This window comes from Sphingomonas sp. (assembly GCF_035714405.1).
Taxonomy (GTDB): domain Bacteria; phylum Pseudomonadota; class Alphaproteobacteria; order Sphingomonadales; family Sphingomonadaceae; genus Sphingomonas.
Window position 1 is genome coordinate 93,788 of record NZ_DASTMA010000015.1, and the last position, 22,329, is coordinate 116,116.

23 protein-coding genes are annotated in these 22,329 nt (G+C 69.1%); 18 read left to right on the plus strand and 5 right to left on the minus strand.

All coding sequences use genetic code 11. The annotated features are described in order from the left end of the window. Positions 1 to 110: 110 nt before the first annotated feature. Both VFQ64_RS06010 and VFQ64_RS06015 read right to left on the minus strand, forming a co-directional pair. Positions 111 to 857 (minus strand): methyltransferase, encoded by a 747-nt coding sequence (locus VFQ64_RS06010; protein WP_325102389.1) that lies wholly within the window; start codon positions 855 to 857, stop codon positions 111 to 113. A 60-nt stretch (positions 858 to 917) separates the two neighbouring features. Continuing rightward, positions 918 to 1,658: an SDR family oxidoreductase gene (locus VFQ64_RS06015; RefSeq protein WP_325102390.1), complete on the minus strand. Its 741-nt coding sequence runs from the start codon at positions 1,656 to 1,658 to the stop codon at positions 918 to 920. 42 nt (positions 1,659 to 1,700) lie between these two features. On the opposite strand from VFQ64_RS06015, the gene uvrC reads away from it, so the two are divergent. The 6 genes from uvrC to VFQ64_RS06045 all read left to right on the plus strand — a co-directional run bounded on the left by uvrC (position 1,701) and on the right by VFQ64_RS06045 (position 8,848). Further along, positions 1,701 to 3,617 (plus strand): excinuclease ABC subunit UvrC, encoded by a 1,917-nt coding sequence (gene uvrC, locus VFQ64_RS06020; protein WP_325102391.1) that lies wholly within the window; start codon positions 1,701 to 1,703, stop codon positions 3,615 to 3,617. 429 nt (positions 3,618 to 4,046) lie between these two features. After that, positions 4,047 to 4,997, plus strand: a complete 951-nt coding sequence (locus tag VFQ64_RS06025) for a polysaccharide deacetylase family protein (RefSeq protein WP_325102392.1) — start codon at positions 4,047 to 4,049, stop codon at positions 4,995 to 4,997. Then, complete coding sequence (locus VFQ64_RS06030) at positions 4,994 to 5,857, plus strand: GNAT family N-acetyltransferase (RefSeq protein WP_325102393.1); 864 nt, start codon at positions 4,994 to 4,996, stop codon at positions 5,855 to 5,857. The genes VFQ64_RS06025 and VFQ64_RS06030 overlap by 4 nt, the downstream gene beginning before the upstream one ends. 96 nt (positions 5,858 to 5,953) lie before the next feature. Continuing rightward, complete coding sequence (gene recO / locus VFQ64_RS06035; protein WP_325102394.1) at positions 5,954 to 6,685, plus strand: DNA repair protein RecO; 732 nt, start codon at positions 5,954 to 5,956, stop codon at positions 6,683 to 6,685. Positions 6,686 to 6,713: 28 nt separating this feature from the next. Further along, positions 6,714 to 7,757, plus strand: coding sequence for a 3-isopropylmalate dehydrogenase (leuB, locus tag VFQ64_RS06040; protein WP_325102395.1), 1,044 nt, complete (start codon positions 6,714 to 6,716; stop codon positions 7,755 to 7,757). Continuing rightward, on the plus strand, positions 7,757 to 8,848 hold the full coding sequence (locus tag VFQ64_RS06045; protein WP_325102396.1) for a glycosyltransferase family 2 protein: 1,092 nt from the start codon (positions 7,757 to 7,759) through the stop codon (positions 8,846 to 8,848). Before leuB ends, VFQ64_RS06045 begins: the two co-directional genes overlap by 1 nt. Here VFQ64_RS06045 and VFQ64_RS06050 read toward each other — a convergent pair. Continuing rightward, the gene (locus VFQ64_RS06050; protein ID WP_325102397.1) at positions 8,845 to 10,068 is read right to left on the minus strand and encodes a phospholipid carrier-dependent glycosyltransferase; all 1,224 of its coding nucleotides are present in this window, start codon (positions 10,066 to 10,068) and stop codon (positions 8,845 to 8,847) included. The two genes, VFQ64_RS06045 and VFQ64_RS06050, sit on opposite strands and share 4 nt — an antisense overlap. A gap of 214 nt (positions 10,069 to 10,282) precedes the next feature. Here VFQ64_RS06050 and VFQ64_RS06055 point away from each other — a divergent pair, with 214 nt between their 5' ends. The 4 genes from VFQ64_RS06055 to VFQ64_RS06070 all read left to right on the plus strand — a co-directional run bounded on the left by VFQ64_RS06055 (position 10,283) and on the right by VFQ64_RS06070 (position 13,395). Further along, positions 10,283 to 11,488: a trans-sulfuration enzyme family protein gene (locus VFQ64_RS06055; RefSeq protein ID WP_325102398.1), complete on the plus strand. Its 1,206-nt coding sequence runs from the start codon at positions 10,283 to 10,285 to the stop codon at positions 11,486 to 11,488. Further along, a complete protein-coding gene (apaG, locus tag VFQ64_RS06060; RefSeq protein WP_325102399.1) occupies positions 11,485 to 11,883 on the plus strand; it encodes a Co2+/Mg2+ efflux protein ApaG in 399 nt (132 codons plus the stop codon). The genes VFQ64_RS06055 and apaG overlap by 4 nt, the downstream gene beginning before the upstream one ends. 169 nt (positions 11,884 to 12,052) lie before the next feature. Beyond that, a complete protein-coding gene (locus VFQ64_RS06065) occupies positions 12,053 to 12,835 on the plus strand; it encodes a LysR family transcriptional regulator (protein WP_325102400.1) in 783 nt (260 codons plus the stop codon). 20 nt (positions 12,836 to 12,855) lie between these two features. Continuing rightward, complete coding sequence (locus VFQ64_RS06070) at positions 12,856 to 13,395, plus strand: GNAT family protein (protein WP_325102401.1); 540 nt, start codon at positions 12,856 to 12,858, stop codon at positions 13,393 to 13,395. On the opposite strand, the gene VFQ64_RS06075 is transcribed toward VFQ64_RS06070, so the two are convergent. Next, positions 13,385 to 14,245 carry an ABC transporter permease gene (locus tag VFQ64_RS06075; RefSeq protein ID WP_414712870.1) on the minus strand — a complete coding sequence of 287 codons (861 nt, stop codon included), beginning with the start codon at positions 14,243 to 14,245 and terminating at the stop codon, positions 13,385 to 13,387. The genes VFQ64_RS06070 and VFQ64_RS06075 overlap by 11 nt on opposite strands. Positions 14,246 to 14,303: 58 nt before the next feature. On the opposite strand from VFQ64_RS06075, the gene VFQ64_RS06080 reads away from it, so the two are divergent. The 5 genes from VFQ64_RS06080 (at position 14,304) to VFQ64_RS06095 (ending at position 17,918) form a co-directional block, all read left to right on the plus strand. After that, entirely contained in the window at positions 14,304 to 14,966 is a 663-nt protein-coding gene (locus VFQ64_RS06080) for a GcrA family cell cycle regulator (RefSeq protein ID WP_325102403.1), read from the plus strand. 91 nt (positions 14,967 to 15,057) lie between these two features. Beyond that, on the plus strand, positions 15,058 to 17,040 hold the full coding sequence (gene parE / locus VFQ64_RS06085) for a DNA topoisomerase IV subunit B (protein WP_325102404.1): 1,983 nt from the start codon (positions 15,058 to 15,060) through the stop codon (positions 17,038 to 17,040). 76 nt (positions 17,041 to 17,116) lie between these two features. Then, positions 17,117 to 17,458 carry a hypothetical protein gene (locus tag VFQ64_RS06090; RefSeq protein ID WP_325102405.1) on the plus strand — a complete coding sequence of 114 codons (342 nt, stop codon included), beginning with the start codon at positions 17,117 to 17,119 and terminating at the stop codon, positions 17,456 to 17,458. A 26-nt stretch (positions 17,459 to 17,484) separates the two neighbouring features. Further along, positions 17,485 to 17,628, plus strand: coding sequence for a matrixin family metalloprotease (locus VFQ64_RS15590; RefSeq protein WP_414712871.1), 144 nt, complete (start codon positions 17,485 to 17,487; stop codon positions 17,626 to 17,628). 23 nt (positions 17,629 to 17,651) lie between these two features. Continuing rightward, entirely contained in the window at positions 17,652 to 17,918 is a 267-nt protein-coding gene (locus VFQ64_RS06095; RefSeq protein ID WP_325102406.1) for a hypothetical protein, read from the plus strand. A 63-nt stretch (positions 17,919 to 17,981) separates the two neighbouring features. Here the strand turns inward: VFQ64_RS06095 and VFQ64_RS06100 are convergent, their stop codons facing one another. After that, positions 17,982 to 18,809: a TIGR00266 family protein gene (locus VFQ64_RS06100; protein WP_325102407.1), complete on the minus strand. Its 828-nt coding sequence runs from the start codon at positions 18,807 to 18,809 to the stop codon at positions 17,982 to 17,984. A 254-nt stretch (positions 18,810 to 19,063) separates the two neighbouring features. Between VFQ64_RS06100 and VFQ64_RS06105 the strand changes: the two genes are divergently transcribed. From VFQ64_RS06105 to VFQ64_RS06115, 3 genes are all read left to right on the plus strand, one after another. Beyond that, positions 19,064 to 20,254: an aspartate aminotransferase family protein gene (locus VFQ64_RS06105; protein ID WP_325102408.1), complete on the plus strand. Its 1,191-nt coding sequence runs from the start codon at positions 19,064 to 19,066 to the stop codon at positions 20,252 to 20,254. A 138-nt stretch (positions 20,255 to 20,392) separates the two neighbouring features. Further along, entirely contained in the window at positions 20,393 to 21,310 is a 918-nt protein-coding gene (gene argF, locus VFQ64_RS06110; protein ID WP_325102409.1) for an ornithine carbamoyltransferase, read from the plus strand. Between the two features lie 52 nt (positions 21,311 to 21,362). Continuing rightward, positions 21,363 to 22,277 (plus strand): Hsp33 family molecular chaperone HslO, encoded by a 915-nt coding sequence (locus VFQ64_RS06115; RefSeq protein WP_325102410.1) that lies wholly within the window; start codon positions 21,363 to 21,365, stop codon positions 22,275 to 22,277. Positions 22,278 to 22,329 lie beyond the last annotated feature (52 nt).

The following is a 22,329-nucleotide window of genomic DNA, read 5'->3' on the forward strand; positions in this document are numbered from 1 at the left end:
TGCCGTTCCTGCGGCTCGCCATCATAGATACGCAGGCGAGTTCTGCACTCAGGAGCGTCTCGCAACTGGACCCCGGCCTTCGCCGGGTGGATACTAGGTCGGCTGGTAGATCACCGCGGCTTCCGAAATCGATACACGAACTGATCCGTCTTCCCGCGGATCGCCGGGTCGAACACCAACTGTGTCCTGGGATCGCCGGGTTGCCGCAACAGCGCGCTCTCACCATCGAATTGGAACCCGGCCGCTTCGATCTCCGTCCGGGCCCGCGCGGGGTCGATGCGGTGGAGCGTGTCGGCGACGGTGCGCGGCGCGCCGGCGACCGCGGCGTGGTCGATGACCAGCAATACGCCGCCGGGCTTGAGCGCGTCGTACAGGCGCTTCGCCGCCGCGGCGGCCGTGCCTTCGGGCGCGAAGTTGAGGTGGAGGTCGTGCCAGTTCTGCACGGTCATGATCGCGTCGAGCTTCTCGGGAAACGCGATCGCGCGCACCGACTCGCGCTTGGCGACGATATTGGCGCGCCCCGCCACCGCCGCGTCCTGCTCAGTGCCATAGGCGGCGCGGAAGGCGATGAACTCGGCCGGCTGATAGGCATAGACCTTGCCCTTCGGTCCGACCACGCCCGCCAGCAGGCGCGTCCAATAGCCGCCGCCCATGATGAAGTCGGCGACCTTCATGCCCGGCTTCACCCCGGCAAAGGTGAGCAGCCGCGCCGCGTGCCGCCCCTCGTCGCGGGCACGGTCGGCGGCCGGGCGGGACGGGTCGGCCAGCGCCCGCTGCACGGCGGTCGACGGGGTCTGCGCGGCGCCCGGCATGGCGATCAGCAGCGCCAGCGGCGCGAGGGCATAAACGGCATTCATCGGTGATCCTCCTCCTGGTGCCGGCAGCGTAGCGGCTTGTCGCGCGGAAGGAAGGGCGGCTCAGAAGCGCAGCATGATCCGCCGCGCGACCGGGGCCGCGACATTGTGGATGGCGTCGAGCAGCTTGGTCTGGCCGACGTTGATCTGCGGCTTGCCGGCCGCCATGCCGGCGACGATCTGCCGCGCGCACTCGGCCGCGCTGATCGCGCCCTTGTGGCGCCCTTCGGTCATCCGCGTCGCCACCAGCGGCGGCAGCGCCTCGACGACGCGCACGGTCGTGCCGGCGAGCTGCGCGCGCAGCGCCTGGGTGAAGCTGCGCAGGCCTGCCTTGGTCGCGCAATAGACCGGCGCCCCGGCGCGCGGCGCGATCGCCAGACCCGAGGTGACGTTGACGATCGTCGCCGCCGGCCGGCCGCGCAGACCCTCCAGCAGCCGCGTCGCCAGCCGGATCGGCGCATGGAGATTGGTGTAGATGGCGCGATCGACCGCGTCAGGGTCGATCGGCTCGTCGACCAGATAAGGTGCCCCGGCACCTGCGTTGTTGACCAAGATGTCGAGCAGGCGGCCGTGCACCGCCTCCACCAGCGCGTCGCACCCCGTCGCGCTCGACAGGTCGGCGGCGATCGACTCCAGCCCTTGCGCGCGGGCGGCGTCGAGCCTGGCGGGGTCGCGCCCTGCGACGACCACGGTCGCGCCCGCGTCCTTCAGCTGGCGCGCGATCTCCAGCCCAATGCCATCGGTGCCTCCCGTCACCAGCGCCGTCTTGCCGCTCAGTCCCAAGCCCGCTCCCCCGCTGCGCATGGGACTCTAGCCGCTTGCGACGGCGACTCCTACATGACGGCCATGTCCGGCTACGGCCCTCCCGACCGCTTCAACGACGAGCGCGCCGCCTTTACTGTGCGCGGCGTCGACGCGCCCGATCTCGACGCGGGCGTGGCGGCGATCCGCAACGTGCTGAAGACGCTGCCGCCCGCGCCCGGCGTGTACCGGATGCACGATGCCAAGGGCGACGTGCTGTATGTCGGCAAGGCGCGGGCGCTGAAGAGCCGGGTCGCCAATTATTGCCAGGTCAAGCAGCTGTCGAAGCGATTGCAGCGCATGGTCGCGCAATGCCGGTCGATGACGGTGGTGGTGACCAACAACGAGGCGGAGGCGCTGCTGCTCGAGGCGCAGCTGATCAAGCGGTATCGCCCGCCGTACAACGTGCTGCTGCGCGACGACAAAAGCTTTCCCTTCATCCTTTTGCGTGGCGACCAGCAGTTCCCGCGCGTCCAGAAGCACCGCGGCGCGCGCAAGTGGCAGGGCGAATATTACGGCCCCTTCGCCAGCGCCGGCAGCGTCAACAACACGCTGAACGCGCTGCAGAAGCTGTTCCTGCTGCGCAGCTGCACCGACGGATTCTTCAAGACCCGCGACCGACCGTGCCTGCTCTACCAGATCAAGCGCTGCTCCGCGCCCTGTGTCGGGCGGATCGACGAGGCCGGCTATGGTGAGCTGGTCAAGGAGGCGAAGGACTTTCTGGCCGGCAAGGCGACGCAGGTGCAGGCGAAGCTGGGCGCCGAGATGAGCCAGGCCGCCGAGGCAATGGACTTCGAGCGCGCGGTGGTGCTGCGCGACCGGCTGAAGGCGCTGACCTTCATCCAGGGGTCGCAGTTCATCAACGCCGAAGGGGTGGGCGATGCCGACATCTTTGCGCTCGCCGCCAAGGAAGGCGTGGTCGGAATCGAGGCGTTCTTCATCCGTGGCGGCCAGAATTGGGGGCACCGCTCCTTCTTCCCCAGCCACGTCGCCGACGTGCCGGAAGCCGAGGTGCTGCAGCAATTCCTGCTCCAGTTTTACGAGGAGGTGCCGCCCGCGCGCACGATCTTCATCGACCGGGCGCTGCCCGAACAGGTGCTGCTCGCAGAGGCGCTGGCAAAGCAAGCGGGCCGCAAGGTCGCGATCGGCACGCCGCAGCGAGGAACGCGACGGCGGCTGCTCGATCAGGCGAAGCGCAACGCCGCCGAGGCGCTCGACCGACGGCTGGCCGAGTCGACCACCCAGGCGAAGCTGCTGCGCGAGGTCGCCGAGCTGTTCGACCTGTCCGAGCCGCCGAACCGGATCGAGGTCTATGACAACAGCCACATTCAGGGCACCAACGCGTTGGGCGCGATGATCGTCGCCGGGCCGGAGGGCTTCCGCAAGGGCCAGTATCGCAAGTTCAACATCAAGCAGGCCGCGACCGACGACGACTACGCGATGATGCGCGAGGTGCTGCAACGCCGCTTCGCCCGCGCGCAAGCCGAAGACCCGGACCGCGACGGCGACACCTGGCCAGACCTGGTGCTGCTCGACGGCGGGCGGGGGCAGTTGAACGCGGCCAAGGCGGTGCTGGAGGATCTGGGGATCGAGGACGTCTGCATGGTCGGAGTCGCCAAGGGCCCGCATCATGGCCGCGAGGGGCGCGAGGTCTTCCACCTCTTGGACGGCCGCGAGATCACGCTGCCCCCCAACGCGCCGGTGCTGTTCTACCTCCAGCGGCTGCGCGACGAGGTCCACCGCTTTGCGATCGGCGCTCATCGTGACAAGCGCGCGCGCGCGATCGGCGCGTCACCGCTGGACGAGGTTCCCGGCATTGGCCCCGCGCGCAAAAAGGCACTGCTGATGCACTTCGGTACAGGGCGGGCGGTGAGGAACGCCAGCCTCGAGGATTTGCAGAAGGCGCCGGGGGTGAGCGCGAACGTGGCGCAGACGGTGTATGACTTCTATCACAGCCGCTAGGTCGCACGCGCCGTAGCGGAGCTACGCGCTAGACTTCGCAAGGCCGATGAGCGGCCTCGTATTTTCGTGCTGTCCTACACGTCGCCTCCGGCGCCAAGGAGGACCGATGTCCGTTCCGCAACCTTATCTTCGCCGGCGCAGGCCGGGGGCCCGGTTGCCACGCGCGAATGCCGGGAGCGACGTCCTCTGCCACCGACCCCGCCGCGACTGGACCCGAACCTTCGCCGGGAACGATGCAGCATCGGCGGTGCATCGCGGGAGCGTCGCCGCCGCCCATGTGCCGCCCTCCCGCCGCGTTGTTGTCCAGTCGCGGTGCGGTTCTGCCGCGTTCCCGCCGCATCCGGCGAGAACAGCGTCAGGCACTCAACACTCTCAACGTTCGCGCCCGGTTTGCGGATTGTTCACGCCCTTGCCGCTACGCTCCCGCCCATGCCGCACGTCTTCCTGACCATCGATACCGAGCTCGCCTGGCGTCATCACAGCGCGGGCCTGCCGGCGGACGACGTGGTCGCGCGTTCGCTGGAGCCGGCCGGTGTCGGTGTCGCCTACACGCTCGATCTGCTCGCGCGGCACGGGCTGAAGGCGTGCTTCTTCGTCGATCCGATGCCGGCCCTGGTCTATGGTCTCGGCCCGATCCGCGGAGTCGTCGAGGCGATCCTGGCGGCCGGGCAGGAGGTGCAGCTGCATTTCCACGGCCAATGGACCCACGCGCAGGCAGACGACCGCACCGCCGCCGGTCGCTTCGAGCTTTGGGATTACGGCACGGACGAGCAGCAACAGCTGATCGGCGCCGCCGCCGACCTGCTCCAGGCCGCCGGCGCCCCGCGGCCGAATGCCTTCCGCGCCGGCAGCTATGCCGCCGACGAGGGCACGGTGGCGGCCCTCGAGCGGCTCGGGTTCACCTATGACAGCAGCCACAATGGCGCCGAGGCGCCGCGCTGGAGCCGGCTCGACCTGCCACGCGAGCGCATCGCGCCGGTTGAGCATGGCGGCCTGATCGAGGTGCCGGTGACGACCATCGCGGATCGCCCCGGCGCGCTGCGGAGCTTCCAGCCCTGCGCGCTGTCGGGGGGTGAGCAGGCGGCTGCGCTCGATCACGCGATCGCCGAGGATCACGCGGCGGTGACGATCGTCAGCCACAGCTTCGAGCTGTCCAATCGCGCCGGCACTCGCCCCAATGCGGTGCATGTCCGCCGCTTCGAGGCGCTGTGCCGGATGCTTGAGGACCGTCGCGCGGTGCTGCCGACCACGCATTTCAGCGATTGGCCGGAGCTGCCGCTCGAGCGCCACGACCAGCCGCTCGGCCCCCGCCGCCTGCGCACCGCCCGGCGGCAGGCGGAGCAGCTTTGGTCGAATTGGGTCGAAGAGCGGGCGGCATGACCGCGGCCGCGCTGAAGTTCCAGGTCGGTGCGCGGACGCTGCTCAGCATCCCCCGGCGGCTGCGGCGCGTGTCGCTGTCGCTCGACGCGGTGCTCGCCGGCCGCGCGCCGGCGCTGGCGCCGCTGGCGCCGGGGGAGGACGGCTATTCCGTGACCTCGCTCCCCGAGGTGGCGCTGCCGGCGCTGACCACCTCGGGTTCGCTCGCATATGTGCGTCAGCATTACCGCCGCTATTGGGTCGATCTGGCTGCCGGCGAGGCGGCGTGGCGCGCGGGTCTGTCGAGCAATGCCCGCGCGCAGATCAAGCGCAAGGCCAAGAAGCTCGGCGATTATCGGGTCGAGCGGTTCCGCACTCCCGACGAGATTGCCGCGTTTCATCACACCGCCCGCGCCGTATCGCTCAAGACCTACCAAGAGAAGCTGCTCGGGAGCGGCCTGCCCGCCGATCCCTCCGCGCTGCTGCGGCTGGCGGCGGCGGACGAGGTCCGCGCCTGGCTGCTGAGCCGCGACGACGCCCCGATCGCCTACCTCTGCTGCGTCGCGGATGGGGAAACGCTGCGCTACGACTATGTCGGCCACGATCCGGCCCATGGCGATCTGTCGCCCGGCGCGGTGTTGCAGGCCGATGCGCTGGTCGACCTGTTCGCAGACCGCTTCGCCCGCTTCGATTTCACCGAAGGGGAGGGGCAGCACAAACGCCAGTTTGCCACGGGTGGAGAGGCCTGTGCCGACGTCCTGCTGCTGCGGCCGACGCTCGGGAACCGTGCCAGCCTGGCGGCCCTCAAGGGCTGGGACGTCGCGGTCGCTGGAGTGAAGCGAGTGGATTGGTTGAAGAGGGCGGGTGAGAGATTACGGCGCTAGGTCCGTCACCCCGGGCTTGACCCGCGGTCCCGCTTCTTCTTCGTGGGACAGGCAGCGTCACCCCGGCTCAAGGCCGGGGTGACGAAGGAAGAAGCCATGCATCTGCGCGCCGAAGCCATCCTCCTCGCCGTTCGCAGCCATGGCGAGCACGGCGCGGTGGTGCGCGGCTTCACCCGCGACGACGGCGTCCAGCCGGGCTACGTCCGCGGCGGCCACTCGCGACGGCTGCGGCCGGTGTTGCAGCCCGCCAACACCGTGCTCGGCGAATGGCGCGCGCGGACCGGCGAGCAGCTGGCGGCGCTGACCGTCGAGCTCGTTCATAGCCGAGCGGCGCTCCACGCGGAGGCGCTGCCGGCGGCGGCGCTCGACTGGGTGACCGCGCTGACCGCGGCGGCGCTGCCCGAGGGGCAGGCCTATGCGCGCCTGCACGACGGGCTGGGCGGGTTGCTCGGCGCGATCGAGGCGGCGCCGTCGGCGAAGGGCTGGGCGGGCAGCCTGGTACGTTACGAGCTGTTGCTGCTCGCCGAACTCGGCTTCGGCCTCGACCTCGACCGCTGCGTCGTCAGCGGCGTCGCGGACGACCTCGGCTTCGTCAGCCCACGCAGCGGCGGCGCGGTGAGCCGCGCGGCGGCGGCGGGGTACGAAGCGAAACTGTTGTCCCTGCCCGCCTTCGTGCGGGACGGTGGCGCGGCGGAGTGGCCGGCGATCATCGATGGACTGGCGCTAAGCGGCCACTTCCTCGCCCGCGACATCCTGGTCGATCGCCGCGCCGATACGCTCGCGGCGCGCGAACGGCTGGTGGAGCGGCTGAAGCGGGCGGTTGCGTGAGGTGCTGCGGCCCGGCAAGAGCGGGCCCATGGCTCTGATCGCAGTTCTGCCGGGCGACGGCATCGGCCCCGAGGTGACCGCCGAGGCACGGCGGGTGCTGGACGCCCTCGCGCTCGGCCTGGTGTTCGAGGAAGCGCCGGTCGGGGGTGCCGCCTACCTCGCCGCCGCTCACCCGCTGCCGCCCGAAACGCTGGCGCTGGCCGAGCGCGCCGATGCGGTGTTGTTCGGCGCGGTCGGCGATCCGCAATTCGACGGGCTGGAGCGCGATCTGCGCCCCGAACAGGCGATCCTCGGGCTGCGCAAGAAGTTGGGCCTGTTCGCCAACCTGCGGCCAGTCCGCCTTTTCCCCGGGTTGGAGGACGCCAGCGCGCTCAGGCCGGAGATCGCGCGCGAGATCGACCTGCTGATCGTGCGCGAGCTGACCGGCGACATCTATTTCGGCGAAAAGGGGCGCGGGCGCACCGCGACCGGCCTGCGGGAGGGCCACGACCTGATGCGCTATGACGAGGCGGAGGTCGCCCGCATCGCGCGTGTCGGCTTCGAGGCGGCGGCGAAGCGGCACGGCCGGCTGCTGTCGGTCGACAAGGCGAACGTGCTGGAAACCTCCGCGCTGTGGCGAGAGATCGTCAACGAAGTGTCCCGAGATTTCCGCGACGTGCGCCTGACCCATATGTATGTCGACAACGCCGCGATGCAGCTGGTGCGCGCGCCCGGCCAGTTCGATGTCATCGTCACCGGCAACCTGTTCGGCGACATCCTGTCCGACCAGGCCTCGATGTGCGTTGGCTCCATCGGCATGCTGCCGTCGGCATCGCTGGACGAAGACGGCAAGGGGCTGTTCGAGCCGATCCACGGTTCCGCGCCCGACATCGCCGGTCAGGGCAAGGCCAATCCATGCGCCGCGATCCTGTCCGCGGCGATGATGCTGCGCCATTCGCTGCGCATGCCCGCCAGCGCCGACCTGATCGACTCGGCGGTGGCGGCGGCGATCGCTGGCGGCGCGCGGACCGCGGACCTGGGCGGCGACCTGTCGACACAGGCGATGGGCGACGCGGTGCTGGCCCAGCTCTGATGCTCGAGATCGCGGTGGTGGTGCCGACGTTCAACGAGCGCGCCAATGTGGCGGAGCTGGTGCGGCGTCTCGAAACGGCGCTCGGCCCGCAAGGCTGGGAGGTGATCCTGGTCGACGACGACAGCCCCGACGGCACCGCCGATGCCGCGCGCGAACTGGCGCGGGCAGATGCGCGCGTGCGGGTGATCCATCGCATCGGCCGGCGCGGGCTGTCGTCCGCCTGTGTCGAGGGGATGTGCGCGACTGCGGCGCCGGTGGTGGCGGTGATCGACGGCGACCTCCAGCATGACGAGACACTGCTGCCGGCGATGCTCGAGCGGCTGCAGGGCGACCCGACGCTCGACGTGGTGATCGGCTCGCGCTTCGTGGATGGCGGCGGCACCGGCGACTGGGATAACGATCGTGTCGCCAAGTCGGCGCTCGCCACCCGCCTGTCGCGCCGCGTGCTGAAGGCGGACCTCAGCGACCCGATGAGCGGCTTCTTCGCGATCCGCACCGAAATCGTGCGCAGGCTGGCGCCGGACCTTTCCGCGATCGGGTTCAAGATCCTGCTCGACCTGATGACCACCAGCCCGCGTCCGCTCAAGTTCGCGGAGCTGCCCTATACCTTCCGCGTGCGGACGGCGGGCGAGTCGAAGCTCGACCATGTCGTGGCCCTCGAATATCTGATCGCGCTGTACGACCGCATGTTCGGGCGCGTCATTCCGGTGCGGTTCGCGATGTTCTCCGCGATCGGCCTACTCGGCGTCGTCGTCCACATGGCCGTCCTGGCGCTGCTCTATCGCGGGTTGGACACGAGTTTTCTCGCCGGGCAGATCGGTGCGACCTTGGTGGCGTTGACCGTCAATTTCTTTCTCAACAATGCGCTGACCTATCGTGATCGGCGGCTGAAGGGGTGGCGCCAGCTGGCCGATGGCTGGGTCTCGTTCGCGGCGGTGTGCTCGGTCGGCGCGGTCGCGAATGTCGGCGTGGCCGGGTTCCTGCACGACGTGCGCGACGGCGCTTGGGTGGCCTCGGCGCTGGTCGGGGTGCTGGTCGGCGCGGTGTGGAATTACGCCCTGTCGTCGCGGTTCACCTGGGGGAGATACTAAGGCCAGGTCGGCAGCCACATCCAGCGTTGGAACGCCTGCGGGCCGGACAGCGGCGCGGCGGAGATGATCGGGAAGAACCACACGAACAACACACCCGCGAGCGCCAGAAACACCTCGTCCCACGCGCGCAGGCGGGCATGGCGATGGAACGCTGCGGCTATGGCAAGCGGCAGCCACAAGCTTGGCAGGTAGTAGTAATAGAAGAAGCCGAGCGACTTGGGGATCAGCGCCCACACCCCCCAACCGCCGAGCCAAAGCGCCGCGACGCCGCCCAGCGCCACCGACCGTTCGCGCACCCCCGCCCAGCCGCAGGCGAGGACGGCGATCAGCCCGCCCCACATCACTGCCGGGTTGCCGATCATCAGCACGCCGCGCTGCGCGCCGTCGACGGGTTCGTAGAGGTACCAGATCGGCCTCAAATCGAGCGGCCATGTCCACCAGGCGGACTGATAGGTATGCGCGGGCAACACCTGGGTCTGCTGGCGCAGCATCTCGAGCTGGAACGGCAGCAGCTCCGCCAGCGTCAGCGGCTGCCGCGCGTAGAAGAAGGCGGGCAGGAAGGTCAGCAGATACGCGAGCGCGCTGCCGAGCGCGAGCCGCCACGCCGCGCTCCAGACCGACAGGTCCGGCCACCGGGAGCCCGAGCGGCACAGCAGGAACGCGGCCGCGGCGAAGCCGATATACGGCAGCGCCGCCCACTTTACCCCGACAGCAAGGCCCAACAGCACCGCCGCCAGCGTCCAGCGCCGCGTCACCGCCGGCCCGGTACCCCGCATCGACCACAGCATCGCCGCGACGCCGCCGACCACCAGCGCCGCCATGAACCCGTCGAGCATCGCGATCCGTGCTTGGACGTAAAGCGTGAAGTTGAGCAGGGCGAACAGCGCGGTCATGATCGCGGCGCGGAGATCGCGGAACAGCAGCCAGGCGATCGCGAACAGGCCGGTGAGCGTCGCGGTGGCGGCCAGGCTCGACATGATCCGCCAGCCGAAACTGTGGTCGCCGAACAGCGCCATGCCGAGGCCGATCAGCGCCTTGCCGAGCAGCGGATGCTCGATGTTCACCGGCCCGGCGAGCGCCCAGAGCTGGCGCGCGGCGGGGACGTAGTGGACCTCGTCGAAGACCAGCGTGGTGGGGGTGGCGAGGCGATAGAGGAACAGCGCCTGCGCGCTCAGCGCAAGGACGATGGCGTAGGGGAGGGGACGGGTGGGGAGGCGCACGCACCTCCTCTTGAGGAGGGCAAAGGCTGAAGCAAGCACTAGCTCTACCCGGCGAAGGTCGGGCCCCAGTCGCCACGACCTGGTGAGGTAGTCCGCCTTCACTTGGCAGCCCGAAGCTGGGCCCCCGGCCTTCGCCGGGGTGGATGCTCCCTGCTCCTGCTCCCTGCCACCTCTAACCTTGCCCCGCCGCACGCCAACAGGCAAAGCGCGCGCCATGAAGCGTCGCGCCGGTCAGGACCGTTCGATCACCGACCATTGGCGGCCCGCGACGCGCGCCATCCGCGGCGGCACCGCCCGATCGGAATGGGGGGAGACGTCGGAGGCGATCTTCCTCACGTCCGGCTATTGCTACGACAGCGCGGAGGAGGTCGCCGCCCGCTTCGCCGGCGAGGCGACCGGGATGACCTATTCGCGCCTCCAGAATCCCAGCACCGAGATGCTGGAGCAGCGGATCGCGCTGCTCGAAGGGTCGGAGGCGTGCCGCGTCACCGCCACCGGCATGGCGGCGATGACGGCCGCGTTGATGTGCCAGCTCAGCCAGGGCGACCATCTGGTCGCCGGCCGCGCCGCCTTCGGCTCGTGCCGGGTGCTGACCGACACGATCCTGCCGCGCTTCGGCGTGGAGACGACAATCGTCGACGCGCGCGATCCGCAGGCCTGGGCCGACGCGGTGAAGCCGAACACCAAGGCGTTCTTCTTCGAGACACCCGCCAACCCGACCATGGACGTGGTCGACCTGCGCGCGGTCTGTGACATCGCGCGGGCGCGCGGCATCACCACCGTGGTCGACAACGCCTTCGCCACCCCCGCCTTGCAGCGGCCGCTGGAATGGGGCGCGGACGTGGTCGCCTATTCGGCCACCAAGATGATGGACGGGCAGGGGCGGGTGCTCGCCGGCGCGGTCTGCGGCACACGCGAGTGGATCGAAACCAAGCTGCTCGCCTTCACCCGCCACACCGGCCCGAACCTGTCGCCGTTCAGCGCCTGGGTGGTACTGAAGGGGCTGGAGACGCTCGACCTGCGCATCCGGCGCCAGTCGGAGCAAGCGCTGACCGTCGGCCGCTTTCTGGAGTCGCGGGCCAAGCGCATGCTCCACCCGGGGCTGCCGAGCCACCCGCAGCACGCGCTGGCGATGCGGCAGATGGACGCCTGCGGCGCGATCTTCGCGTTCGAGGTCGCCGACCGCGCCCAGGCGTTCGCGCTGCTCAACGCGCTGGAGCTGATCGATATCTCCAACAATATCGGCGACAGCCGCTCGCTGATGACGCACCCGGCGTCCACCACCCATGCCAGCGTTTCGGCGGAGGCGCGGGCGGAGATGGGCGTCAGCGAGGGGCTGCTGCGCCTCAACGTTGGTCTGGAGGATCCCGCCGACCTGATCAACGATCTCGACCGCGCGTTGGCGGCGGCAGGCCTGTGAACTTCCTCTTTCCCCATGCGGCGACGACGCGCGGCGTCACCGTGCGCGTGTCGGTCAGCTACCTGCCCGAACAGTCGGAGCCGAGGCGCGGGCGCTGGTTCTGGGCCTATCATGTGCGGCTCGAGAACGAGGGCCCAGGTACGGTGCAGTTGCTGACCCGGCACTGGATCATCACCGACGGTCGCGGCGCGCGGCATACCGTGGAGGGTGAGGGCGTGGTCGGCGAACAGCCGCTGATCGAACCGAACGGCAGCTTCGACTATGTCTCCGGCTGCCCGCTCGCGACCCCCACCGGAGCAATGCAGGGCAGCTATCGCATGGTCGCGGAGGACGGAGACGTGTTCGATGTCGAGATCCCGCGCTTCGCCCTGGTCGCGCCGGCGGTAACGGGTTGAGTCCCCCTCCCGCTTGCGGGAGGGGCGCCATTACTCCCCTCCCGCTTGCCGGAGGGACGCCATTACTCCCCTCCCGCTTGCCGGAGGGGCTGGGGGAGGGCATGTCCGCAGCCGTGTCTCTCCGCTCACCTCCCCTTCCCCAGCCCCTCCCGCCAGCGGGAGGGGAGCTTTGAAGCGCACCCACCTTCCCCTTAACGGCCTGCGCGTCCTCGACGCCGCCGCGCGGCACCTGTCCTTTACCCGCGCCGCCGACGAACTGGCGGTGACGCCAGCCGCGGTCGGGCAGCAGATCCGCGCGCTGGAGGACACGCTCGGCACCGTGCTGTTCCGCCGCACCACGCGCGGGCTGGAGCTGACGCCGGAGGCGGAGGCGGGCCTCGGCCCCTTGCGCGACGGGTTTCTCCAGTTCGAGGAGGCGGTGCGCGCCATGCAGGCGGGGCAATCGTCCAAGTCGCTGACCATCGCCGCGCCGCGTGACGTGACGGAAAAGTGGCTGATGCCGCGCCTCGCCGCCATCGCCGCTGCTGACACCGACCTCCGCTTCGTCCTGCTCTCGGCGGACGAGTCGGTCGACTTCGCCCAGGCCAATCTCGACCTGGCGGTGCGCTGGGGCGACGGGCCGGGGGCCGAGGAGGGCGAGGCGATCGAGGCGGACGGCATGGTCACGGTCTCGGGCCTCGGCGGCGCCGACACGCCGATCGCCTGGCCCGGCGAGCCGGATGCCGCCGCGCCCGTGCGCGTGGCCGATGCGGGGCTTGCGGTCGATGCGGCCGCAGCCGGACTGGGCCGCGCCACCGTTCCCGAACTGATCGCCCGCGCCGATCTCGCCAGCGGCCGCGTCGTCGCGGTGGGCGACGCACAGCCGTCGGGCCAGGGCTATTGGCTGGTCGCGCCGCTGCCGCAATGGCGCCAGAAGAAGGTCCGCGCGCTCGTGGAGGCGCTGGCGCGTTGAGCGGGGATACCAAGCCGAACGTGCCCCTGCTGGTCACCAAGCGGCTGGTTTGCCGGCCCGCGACCGCGGCCGACGCCGACGCGCTGCATGCCATCTATGCCGACGCGCGGGCGATGCGCTGGTGGTCGCACGCGCCGCATACCGCCGTCGAGCAGACGCGCGCGCGGCACGCCGGCAACTTGTCCGCGGCCGACTGGCGCATGTGGGCGATCACGCTCGCTGGCGACGATCGCGCGATCGGTACGCTGACGGCGCACGAGAAGCGGCAGGGCGGCGTCGCGGAGATCGGCTATTCGCTGGTGCGCGCGCACTGGGGCAAGGGGCTGGCGCGCGAGGCGGTGGGGGCGCTGCTCGACCGGCTGTTCGCGGTCGAGGGCTACCGCCGCGCCTTTGCCGACACCGATCCGGACAATGCCGCGTCCAACCGGCTGCTCGACGCGCTGGGTTTCCAGTGCGAGGGCCATCTGCGGGGCGAGTGGGACACGCATATCGGCATCCGCGACTCGCTGATCTGGGGATTGCTCCGCCACGAATGGCTGGCCGCGCGCCCTAGCTCTTGAGCTTCCACCCGCGCCGCAGCAGGCCATAGCACAGCGCGGCCAGCGCCCCGTTCAGCACAACCATCAACGCCAGCCCGATCGCGACCGGCGAGTCCGCGACGCCCAGGAAACCATAGCGGAACCCTGAGATGATGTAGAAGAACGGGTTGGCGTGGCTGATGTCGCGGAACAGCGGCGACAGGCGGTCGACCGAATAGAAGGTCCCCGACAGCAACGTCAGCGGCCCGACGACGAAGTTGGTGACCGCCGCGGCATGATCGAACTTCTCCGCCCAGATCGACGTCAACACTCCGAGCAGCGCCAGGAACACCGAGCCGAGCAGCCCGAACGCCAGCACCATCAGCGGATGGCGGGGCATGATGTGGATCCCCGGCCACAACAGCATCGCCAGCCACACCGCTCCACCCACGCAGAAGGCGCGCGTCACCGCGCCGCCGACCAGCGCCGCCAGTAGCTCGCCGGTCGACAGCGGCGGCATCAGATAGTCGACGATCGTCCCCTGGATCTTGCCGACCAGCAGCGAGAAGCTCGAATTGGCGAAGGCGTTGGTCATCATCCCCATCACGATCAGCCCCGGCCCGACGAAGTCGGCGAAGCTGGTCGTGGTGCCGCGGACATGGACCGCGCCATTGGCGCCGAGCGCGGTGGTGAAGACGATGAGGTAGAGCAGCGTCTGAATCGCCGGTGCCCATACCGTTTGGAGCTGCACCTTGAAGAAGCGGCGCACCTCCTTCACATAGAGGGTCTTCAGGCCGCCCCAATTAACGTTCCGGATTACCGGCACGCCCGGTTCGGTCCTGATCGCAGATTGAACACCCATATTCGGGCTGATTGGGGGCTGGCTGCTCATCGAGCATGGCGCTACTCCGCGCCGCCGCCGCCCGCAACCGGCCCAAAAGGAAGTATGCATGTCCTGGACCGACGAGCGGATCGAGCAGCTGAAGACGATGTGGGAGGCGGGACAGACCGCCAGCCAGATCGCCGAGGCGCTGGGCGGGGTCAGCCGCAACGCCGTGATCGGTAAGGCGCACCGGCTGGAGCTACAGGCGCGGCCCTCGCCGGTCCGCCCCAACGAGCCCGCAGCCGCGCCCGAGCTCGGTTCGCCCCCGCCGGCGCCCGAGCCGGTGCGCGAGGTCGTCAGCGCGCGCCCGGCCGCCCCGGCGCCGATCGAAGAGCCGCCGTTCGAGCGTGACGTGGACGCGCAGGCGCCGCAGCAGCCGCAAGCTCCGGCCCAGCCGGTGATGCGCTCGGTCGGCCCCGGCGGCTTCGTGCGCCAGACGCCCGGCGAGCAGGCGCCGCCGACGACGCCCGCGCCGCCGCGCCGACTGGTGCCCGCCAAGCCGTCCGCCGAGATCGCCGGCAAGACGACGCTGCTCGACCTCAACGACCGCATCTGCAAATGGCCATTGGGGCATCCCGGCGAGCCAGACTTCCACTTTTGCGGCGAAAAGGTGAACCCCGGCTTCCCCTATTGCGTCGATCACTGCGGCCATGCCTATCAGGCGCAGCTGCCGCGCCGCGACCGTCGCGCGCCGCCGCCATTGCCGTTCGGCGGGCCGCGGGTTCGCTAGCCGGCTCCCGCCATTCCGCCGCTGCGCGGGGTGGCGGGCGAGTTGAGGCGGGGAGCTTGCCCGACCCGCCTTCGTCCCCCATACGTTCCGTATGGCCTCAGACCTGTTCGCCGCCCCTTCCGCCACCAGCCAGCCCGCCTATGACGCCGCCTCGATCGAGGTGCTCGAGGGGCTCGAGCCGGTCAGGCGTCGTCCCGGCATGTATGTCGGCGGCACCGACGAGCGCGCGCTCCACCACCTCGCCGCCGAGGTGCTCGACAACGCGATGGACGAGGCGGTCGCGGGCCATGCGACGCGGATCGAGATCACGCTGGAGCCGGGCAACCGGCTGACCGTCACCGACAATGGCCGCGGCATCCCCGTCGATCCGCATCCCAAATTCCCCGACAAGTCGGCGCTGGAGGTGATCCTGTCGACGCTGCATTCGGGCGGCAAATTCTCGGGGAAGGCATACGCGACCTCCGGCGGCCTGCACGGCGTCGGCGTGTCGGTGGTCAATGCGCTGTCGTCGGACACGGTGGTGGAGGTGGCGCGCGACCGGCAGCTGTACCGCCAGCGTTTCGCCAGAGGGGTGACGCTCGGGCCGCTCGAGCATGCCGGCGCCGCCCCGAACCGGCGCGGCACCAGCGTCGCGTTTACGCCGGATACGGAGATCTTCGGGCCGGAGCTGCAGTTCAAGCCGCAGCGACTGTATCGGCTGGCGCGATCCAAGGCCTATCTGTTCGCAGGCGTCGAGATCCGCTGGAAGTGCGCCGCCGAGCTGATCGGGGACGAGACGCCGGCCGAGGCGGTGTTCCAGTTCCCCGGCGGCCTCGCCGACCATCTGAAGGAGCAGATCGCCGGCCGCGAATGCGCCACTGCGGACTTCTTCACGGGCGCGCAGGACTTCCCGGGTGAACAGGGCCGCGTCGAATGGGCGGTAGCCTGGCCTTTATGGTCGGACGGCAGCTACTCCTGGTATTGCAACACCATCCCGACGCCTGACGGCGGCACCCACGAACAGGGGCTCCGCCAAGCGCTGGTGCGCGGGCTTCGGCAGTTTGGCGAGCTGGTCAAGGACAAGCGCGCGAAGGAGCTGACCGCCGACGACGTCGTGCTCGGCGCCGAGCTGATGCTGTCGGTGTTCGTCCGCGAGCCGCAGTTCCAGTCGCAGACCAAGGACCGGCTGACCTCGCCCGAGGCGGCGGGGCTGGTCGAGAAGGCGGTGCGCGACCATTTCGACCACTGGCTGGGCGCCCATATGGATCGGGGCAAGGCGCTGCTCGGCTATGTGCTGGAGCGGATGGACGACCGTCTGCGCCGCAAGCAGGAGCGCGAGGTCAAGCGCAAGACCGCTACATCGGGCCGCAAGCTGCGTCTGCCGGGCAAGCTCACCGACTGTTCCGCCGACACCCCCGAAGGCACCGAGCTGTTCATCGTCGAGGGCGACAGCGCCGGCGGCTCCGCCAAGCAGGCGCGCGACCGCAAGACGCAGGCGATCCTGCCGATTCGCGGCAAGATCCTGAACGTCGCATCCGCCACCGCCGCCAAGATCGCCGCCAATTCGGAAATCGCCGACCTGATCCAGGCATTGGGCTGCGGCACCCGCAAGGACTTCGTGCCCGAGGCGCTGCGCTACGAACGGATCGTCATCATGACCGACGCCGATGTCGACGGCGCGCATATCGCGACGCTGCTGATGACCTTTTTCTTCCAGGAAATGCCGGACATGGTGCGGCGCGGGCACCTCTACCTGGCGCAGCCGCCGCTGTATCGGCTGACGGTCGGCGCCAAGTCTCTCTACGCCCGCGACGACGCCCACCGCGCCGAGATCGAGCGCACCGCGTTCAAAGGCAAGACGGTCGAGGTCAGCCGATTCAAGGGGCTGGGCGAGATGAACCCGATGCAGCTGCGCGAAACGACGATGGACCCCAAGACACGCGGCATGTTGCGGATCACGCTCCCGCAGGAATATGAGGAGCGGGCGGTGGTGAAGGATTTGGTCGACCGGCTGATGGGCAACAATCCCGCGCACCGCTTCGCCTTCATCCAGGAGAATGCCGGACGGCTGGAGGAAGAGGCGATCGACGCGTGAGTCTTGACTTGCGTCTACGCTTGGAGAGGCCGATGCGCTGGGGCTGTCGTTCCGGCGATCATTGAAGGCACCGCTGATGACACAACAGCTCGCCCGCCCTTCGCCGAACTACCGGCGCTGGTACGCGGCCGGACTGGTCGTGCAAGGCAGGATTCCGACCGGCACACTGTTGGTCGACTTCGATGGCGAGCGGGGTGTCTCTTATGACAAGGAAGCGCTGCTTGCCCGCATGCGGCGCGTGAACCGACGGACGCCGGACGGCTACGCCATCCAGCTGACCATTCGGGAACAATCATTGATCGAAAGCCTGCATAGCTCGCTGCCGCTGGTGAAGGTTTATGTGCTGCGAGCTTGGCACGTAACGAATATGAGGGCGCGGCTGCCTGTTACAGTCCGAACTGGAACACGATCAGGCTGACGCCAAGCGCTCCCGATTATGTTGTGGTGCACGAGTTGTTCCACAAATTAGGGCTAGGACACAGCGACTCCCGCGCCAGTGTGATGTTCTGGAATCAAGGCGCTAGGCCTGTTCGGGACACTAGAACCTACGCCGCCGAGGTCCGCGCGATCGTGGATGCGTACAGGTGAAGCGCCGATCCAACGCTCGATCCATGGTGAAGATCGCGTTGCTCGTGCTTGCCACACTTGTCGTCGTCAACGTGGCAGCTTGGTGGTCTCCGTATAAGCCGCTGATCTGGACAATGGACCGGAAGTTCATCGCAGATCACGACATCCAATTCGATGTGCCGGCGAAGGCAGGCAGACGATGGGACGGGCGTGTTGTTCGGCGTGGTAGAGTCTGCATTTATTGGCGAGGTGCCGCGCTCACCCGTGCGATATTCATCGACGCTGACCGGCATTGCTCTTTTTTCACGTAGGCTCGAGTTCAGCGTCAGCACCACGGCCCTTGGATCACGGCGGGCGGCGAGGGCCAACGGGCCCTAGTTGTTCCCGCCGATCAGGTCGCCCAGGCCGCCCAGCACCGAACCCTCGCCCCGGCTCTGCCCGCCGCCGCCGGCCGCCGCGAGCATGCGCCCGGCGAGGCGCGAGAAGGGCAGCGACTGGATCCACACCGTTCCCGGCCCGGTCAGCCGCGCGAAGAACACGCCCTCGCCGCCGAACAGCATCGACTTGACCCCGCCCGCCGCGACCAGGTCGAAATCGACCGATGGCGTGTACGCGGCCAAGCAGCCCGTATCGACGTGCAGTTGCTCGCCCGCGCGCAGCTCGCGCTGCGTGACGGTGCCGCCCATCGAGACGAACACCCAGCCGTCGCCGTCCAGCTTCTGCATGATGAAGCCTTCGCCGCCGAATAGCCCGGTCATCATCCGACGCTGAAAGGCAATGCCCAGCGCCACGCCCTTGGCGGCGCACAGGAACGCGTCCTTCTGGCAGATCAGCGTGCCGCCGATGTCGGAAAGCTTGAGCGGCAGGATCGTGCCCGGCACCGCGGCGGCGAACGCGACGCGCGCCTTGCCGCCGCCCTCATGCGTGAACACGGTGGTGAACAGGCTTTCGCCCGTCACCAGCCGCTTGCCCGCGCCGAGCAGCTTGCCCATGAAGCCGCCCTCTGCGCCGCGCCCGTCGCCGAACACGGTCGCCATGCCGACGCTGGCGTCCTTCCACACCATTGCGCCGGCCTCCGCCACCGCACTTTCGCCGGGATCGAGCTCGATCTCGACGAACTGCAGCTCCTGGCCCTTGATCTCGAAGTCGATGTCGTCGGCTTCCCCGCTGCGGGCGGCGTGGGTCCAGGGGCTGGTCGGCATGTGCGGTCTCCTCGTGTCGCTTCTGATGTCGCTTCAGAGCGGGTGAAATCACCATCTCCGTTCGCCCTGAGCGAAGTCGAAGGGCATTGCGCTCAGGTGCTTCGACTTCGCTCGGCACGAACGGTGAATTAGCTGGAACGCTTAGAGCCATACCCTCCGAGCGACCAGTACCGACCTTGGCAGCTCGGCTCATGCGCCGTATGACGAGGGCGGGCGGTCCGGTTGGCCGCCCTTTCGCATTAGGAGCACAGCCCGTGCCGATCACCCCGCTCATGCCCGTCTATCCCCGCTGCGGGGTCAGGCCGGTGCGAGGTGAGGGGTGCTACCTCTACGGCGAGGACGGCGCCAGGTATCTCGACATGGCCGCCGGCATCGCGGTCAATGCGCTCGGGCATGGTCATCCCAAGCTGGTGGAGGCGATCGCGGCGCAGGCGGCGACGCTGATGCACACGTCGAACCTGTACGGCAGCCCGCTGGGTGAACAGTTCGCGCAGCGGCTGGTCGACGCGACCTTCGCCGACACGGTGTTCTTCACCAATTCAGGGGCGGAGGCGATCGACTGCGCGATCAAGACGGCGCGGCGCTATCATTTCGTCAACGGGAACCCTGAGCGTCACACGCTCATCACCTTCGACACCGCGTTCCACGGCCGGACGCTCGGCGCGATATCGGCGACCGACCAGGCGAAGATGCGCGACGGGTTCGAGCCGCTGCTGCCGGGGTTCAAATACGGCAAGTTCGACGACCTCGACGCAGCCTTGGCGCTGATCGACGACAATACGGCAGGCTTCATGGTCGAGCCGATCCAGGGCGAGGGCGGCATCCGCGTCGCGTCGCAGGCGTTCCTGCAAGGCCTACGCAAGGCATGCGACGAGCGTGGGCTGCTGCTGGTGCTGGACGAGGTCCAGTGCGGCTATGGGCGCACCGGCAAGATGTTCGCGCACGAGCTCTACGGCATCACCCCCGATATCATGGCGGTGGCCAAGGGGATCGGCGGGGGCTTCCCGCTCGGCGCCTGCCTCGCGACCGAGGAGGCCGCCAAGGGCATGGTGTTCGGCACCCACGGCTCTACCTATGGCGGCAATCCGCTGGCGATGGCGGTCGGCCTCGCGGTACTCGACGTGATCCAGGAGCCGGGCTTCCTCGACCACGTCGCGTCGGTGGGGGCGCGGCTCAAGGGCGCGCTCGAGCAGATGGTCCCAAATCACGATCACCTGTTCGAAGGGGTGCGCGGCGAGGGGCTGATGCTCGGCGTCAAGCTCAAGAGCGATGCCCGCGCCTTCGTCGCCCATGCCCGCGACCATCACGGACTGCTGACCGTCTCGGGCGGGGAGAACGTCGTCCGCATCCTGCCGCCGCTGGTGATCGGCGAAGCCGAGATCGCGGAATGCGTCGAGAAGCTGAGCGAGGCGGCACGCGTGTATGTGCCGATGGCGGATGAATAGCCTGTCGATCCTCCCCCGGAGGGGGAGGGGAACCGCTCGCGCTTGCGCGAGTGGTGGAGGGGTGTCCCCCTCACGAGCGGTGACACCCCTCCGTCACGCGCTTCGCGCGCGCTACCTCCCCTTGCAGTGGAGGATTTGATGCCCCGCCACTTTCTCTCGCTCTCCGACGCCGGCCCGGACGGTATCGCCGCGATGCTGGCCGACGCGCTCGACCGCAAGTTCGCGCGCCAGGGCTGGCCCAAGGGCCGCGCGGACGCCGACGCGCCGCTCGCCGGCCATGTCCTCGCCTGCGTGTTCGAGAAGAACTCCACCCGCACCCGGTTCAGCTTCGACGGTGCAATGCGTCAGCTGGGAGGCGACGTCATCATCTCGGACTCGTCGCAGATGCAACTCGGGCGTGGCGAGACGGTGGCGGACACCGCCCGAATTCTCTCGGGCTATTGCGACGCGATCATGCTGCGCACCGACGACCACGCCAAGCTGGAGGAGATGGCCGCGTATGCGAGCGTCCCGGTCATCAACGGCCTGACCGACGCCTCGCACCCGTGCCAGATCATGGCCGACCTGCTGACCGTCGTCGAGGCGGGCAAGTCGCTCCCGGGCCTCAAGGTCGCGTGGCTGGGCGACGGCAACAACGTCCTCGCCTCGCTCGTCGAAGCCGCGACGCTGATGCATTTCGACGTCGTCGCCGCCTGTCCCCAAGGCTTTCAGCCCGACGAGGAGGCGATCGTGCGCAGCTCCGGCCGCGCCCGCATCGTCGCCTCGCCGCGTGAGGCGGTGGAGGGTGCCGATATCGTCGTCACCGACACCTGGATCTCGATGGGCCAGGCCCATGCCGAGACCAAGCTGGCCGCGCTCGCGCCCTATCAGGTTGACGCCGCGCTGATGGCGATCGCCAAACCCGACGCGAAGTTCCTTCATTGTCTGCCCGCGCATCGCGGCGAGGAAGTGTCGGCGGAGGTCATCGACGGCCCGCAGTCGCTGATCTGGGCTGAAGCCCAGAACCGCCTGCATGCGCAGAAGAGTGTGCTGCGCTGGTGCTTCGGACAGATCTAGGCCGGGGCGGCTGGCAAGTTGATAGCCTGGTCCCACGACCTATCTTCTCCCGATGAACGAACCCGCCAACACCGACATCGACCGCGCGCTCGGCTTCGCGATCCCGGGCCGCAGCGCGCGCGGCCGTCTCGTACGGCTCGGGCCGACGCTGACCCGCGTCCTTGCCGCCCACGCCTATCCGCCCGCGATCGAGCGGCTGCTCGCCGAGGCATTGACGCTGACGGCGCTGATCGGGTCGACGCTGAAGGACGCGGACGCGCAGCTGACGATGCAGACGCGCAGCGAAGCGGGCGTGGTGCGCCTGCTCGTGTGCGACTATCGCGGCGGCGAAGTGCGCGGCTATGTCGATTTCGACGCCGACGCACTGGCCGCCGCGCCCGCCGAGCCGACGCTGTTCGCGCTGTTCGGCCCGACCTATCTCGCGATCACCTTCGATCTCGCGACGACCGGCGAGCGCTATCAGGGTATCGTCCCGCTCGACGGCGAGACGCTGGCCGACGCGGCGCAGAGCTATTTTGTCCAGTCGGAGCAGATTCCGACGCTGGTGCGCGTCGCGATCGAGCGCGGTGTGGACGGGGAGACGGTGGCGGGCGGGCTGTTCCTGCAGCATCTGCCCGAGGGCGAGGACGGGCGGGAGCGGCTGCACACCCGCCTCGATCACCCTGAATGGGAGCATGTCGAGGCGCTCGGCCGCACGGTCGAGCCGACGGAGCTGGCCGCGCGCGCGCTGCCGCTGGAGGAGCTGCTGTGGCGGCTGTTCAACGAGGACGAGGTGCGGCTGCTCGCGAGCACCGCGATCGTCCGCGGTTGCCGCTGCGACGGCGACTATATCCGCTCGGTGCTCGCAAAGTTCGGCGCCGACGAGCGCCGCGAGATGGCGGACGAGCAAGGCCTGATCAAGGTCGACTGCCACTTCTGCTCGCAGGTGTTCAGCGTACCCGCGGAGGTGGTGGAGGCCCGAGCTTAACCCCGTCTTCATACCTGAAGCTTAAGACCTGGATCGTGCTCTTCAGCACGCT

Excerpts from the sequence above, each read along its gene's own strand:
- VFQ64_RS06010 (WP_325102389.1), bottom strand. The coding sequence starts at position 857 with ATGAATGCCGTTTATGCCCTCGCGCCGCTGGCGCTGCTGATCGCCATG.
- VFQ64_RS06015 (WP_325102390.1), bottom strand. The coding sequence starts at position 1,658 with ATGCGCAGCGGGGGAGCGGGCTTGGGACTGAGCGGCAAGACGGCGCTG.
- uvrC (WP_325102391.1), top strand. The coding sequence starts at position 1,701 with ATGTCCGGCTACGGCCCTCCCGACCGCTTCAACGACGAGCGCGCCGCC.
- VFQ64_RS06025 (WP_325102392.1), top strand. The coding sequence starts at position 4,047 with ATGCCGCACGTCTTCCTGACCATCGATACCGAGCTCGCCTGGCGTCAT.
- VFQ64_RS06030 (WP_325102393.1), top strand. The coding sequence starts at position 4,994 with ATGACCGCGGCCGCGCTGAAGTTCCAGGTCGGTGCGCGGACGCTGCTC.
- recO (WP_325102394.1), top strand. The coding sequence starts at position 5,954 with ATGCATCTGCGCGCCGAAGCCATCCTCCTCGCCGTTCGCAGCCATGGC.
- leuB (WP_325102395.1), top strand. The coding sequence starts at position 6,714 with ATGGCTCTGATCGCAGTTCTGCCGGGCGACGGCATCGGCCCCGAGGTG.
- VFQ64_RS06045 (WP_325102396.1), top strand. The coding sequence starts at position 7,757 with ATGCTCGAGATCGCGGTGGTGGTGCCGACGTTCAACGAGCGCGCCAAT.
- VFQ64_RS06055 (WP_325102398.1), top strand. The coding sequence starts at position 10,283 with ATGAAGCGTCGCGCCGGTCAGGACCGTTCGATCACCGACCATTGGCGG.
- VFQ64_RS06075 (WP_414712870.1), bottom strand. The coding sequence starts at position 14,245 with ATGAGCAGCCAGCCCCCAATCAGCCCGAATATGGGTGTTCAATCTGCG.
- VFQ64_RS06080 (WP_325102403.1), top strand. The coding sequence starts at position 14,304 with ATGTCCTGGACCGACGAGCGGATCGAGCAGCTGAAGACGATGTGGGAG.
- parE (WP_325102404.1), top strand. The coding sequence starts at position 15,058 with ATGGCCTCAGACCTGTTCGCCGCCCCTTCCGCCACCAGCCAGCCCGCC.
- VFQ64_RS06090 (WP_325102405.1), top strand. The coding sequence starts at position 17,117 with ATGACACAACAGCTCGCCCGCCCTTCGCCGAACTACCGGCGCTGGTAC.
- VFQ64_RS06095 (WP_325102406.1), top strand. The coding sequence starts at position 17,652 with ATGGTGAAGATCGCGTTGCTCGTGCTTGCCACACTTGTCGTCGTCAAC.
- VFQ64_RS06100 (WP_325102407.1), bottom strand. The coding sequence starts at position 18,809 with ATGCCGACCAGCCCCTGGACCCACGCCGCCCGCAGCGGGGAAGCCGAC.
- argF (WP_325102409.1), top strand. The coding sequence starts at position 20,393 with ATGCCCCGCCACTTTCTCTCGCTCTCCGACGCCGGCCCGGACGGTATC.
- VFQ64_RS06115 (WP_325102410.1), top strand. The coding sequence starts at position 21,363 with ATGAACGAACCCGCCAACACCGACATCGACCGCGCGCTCGGCTTCGCG.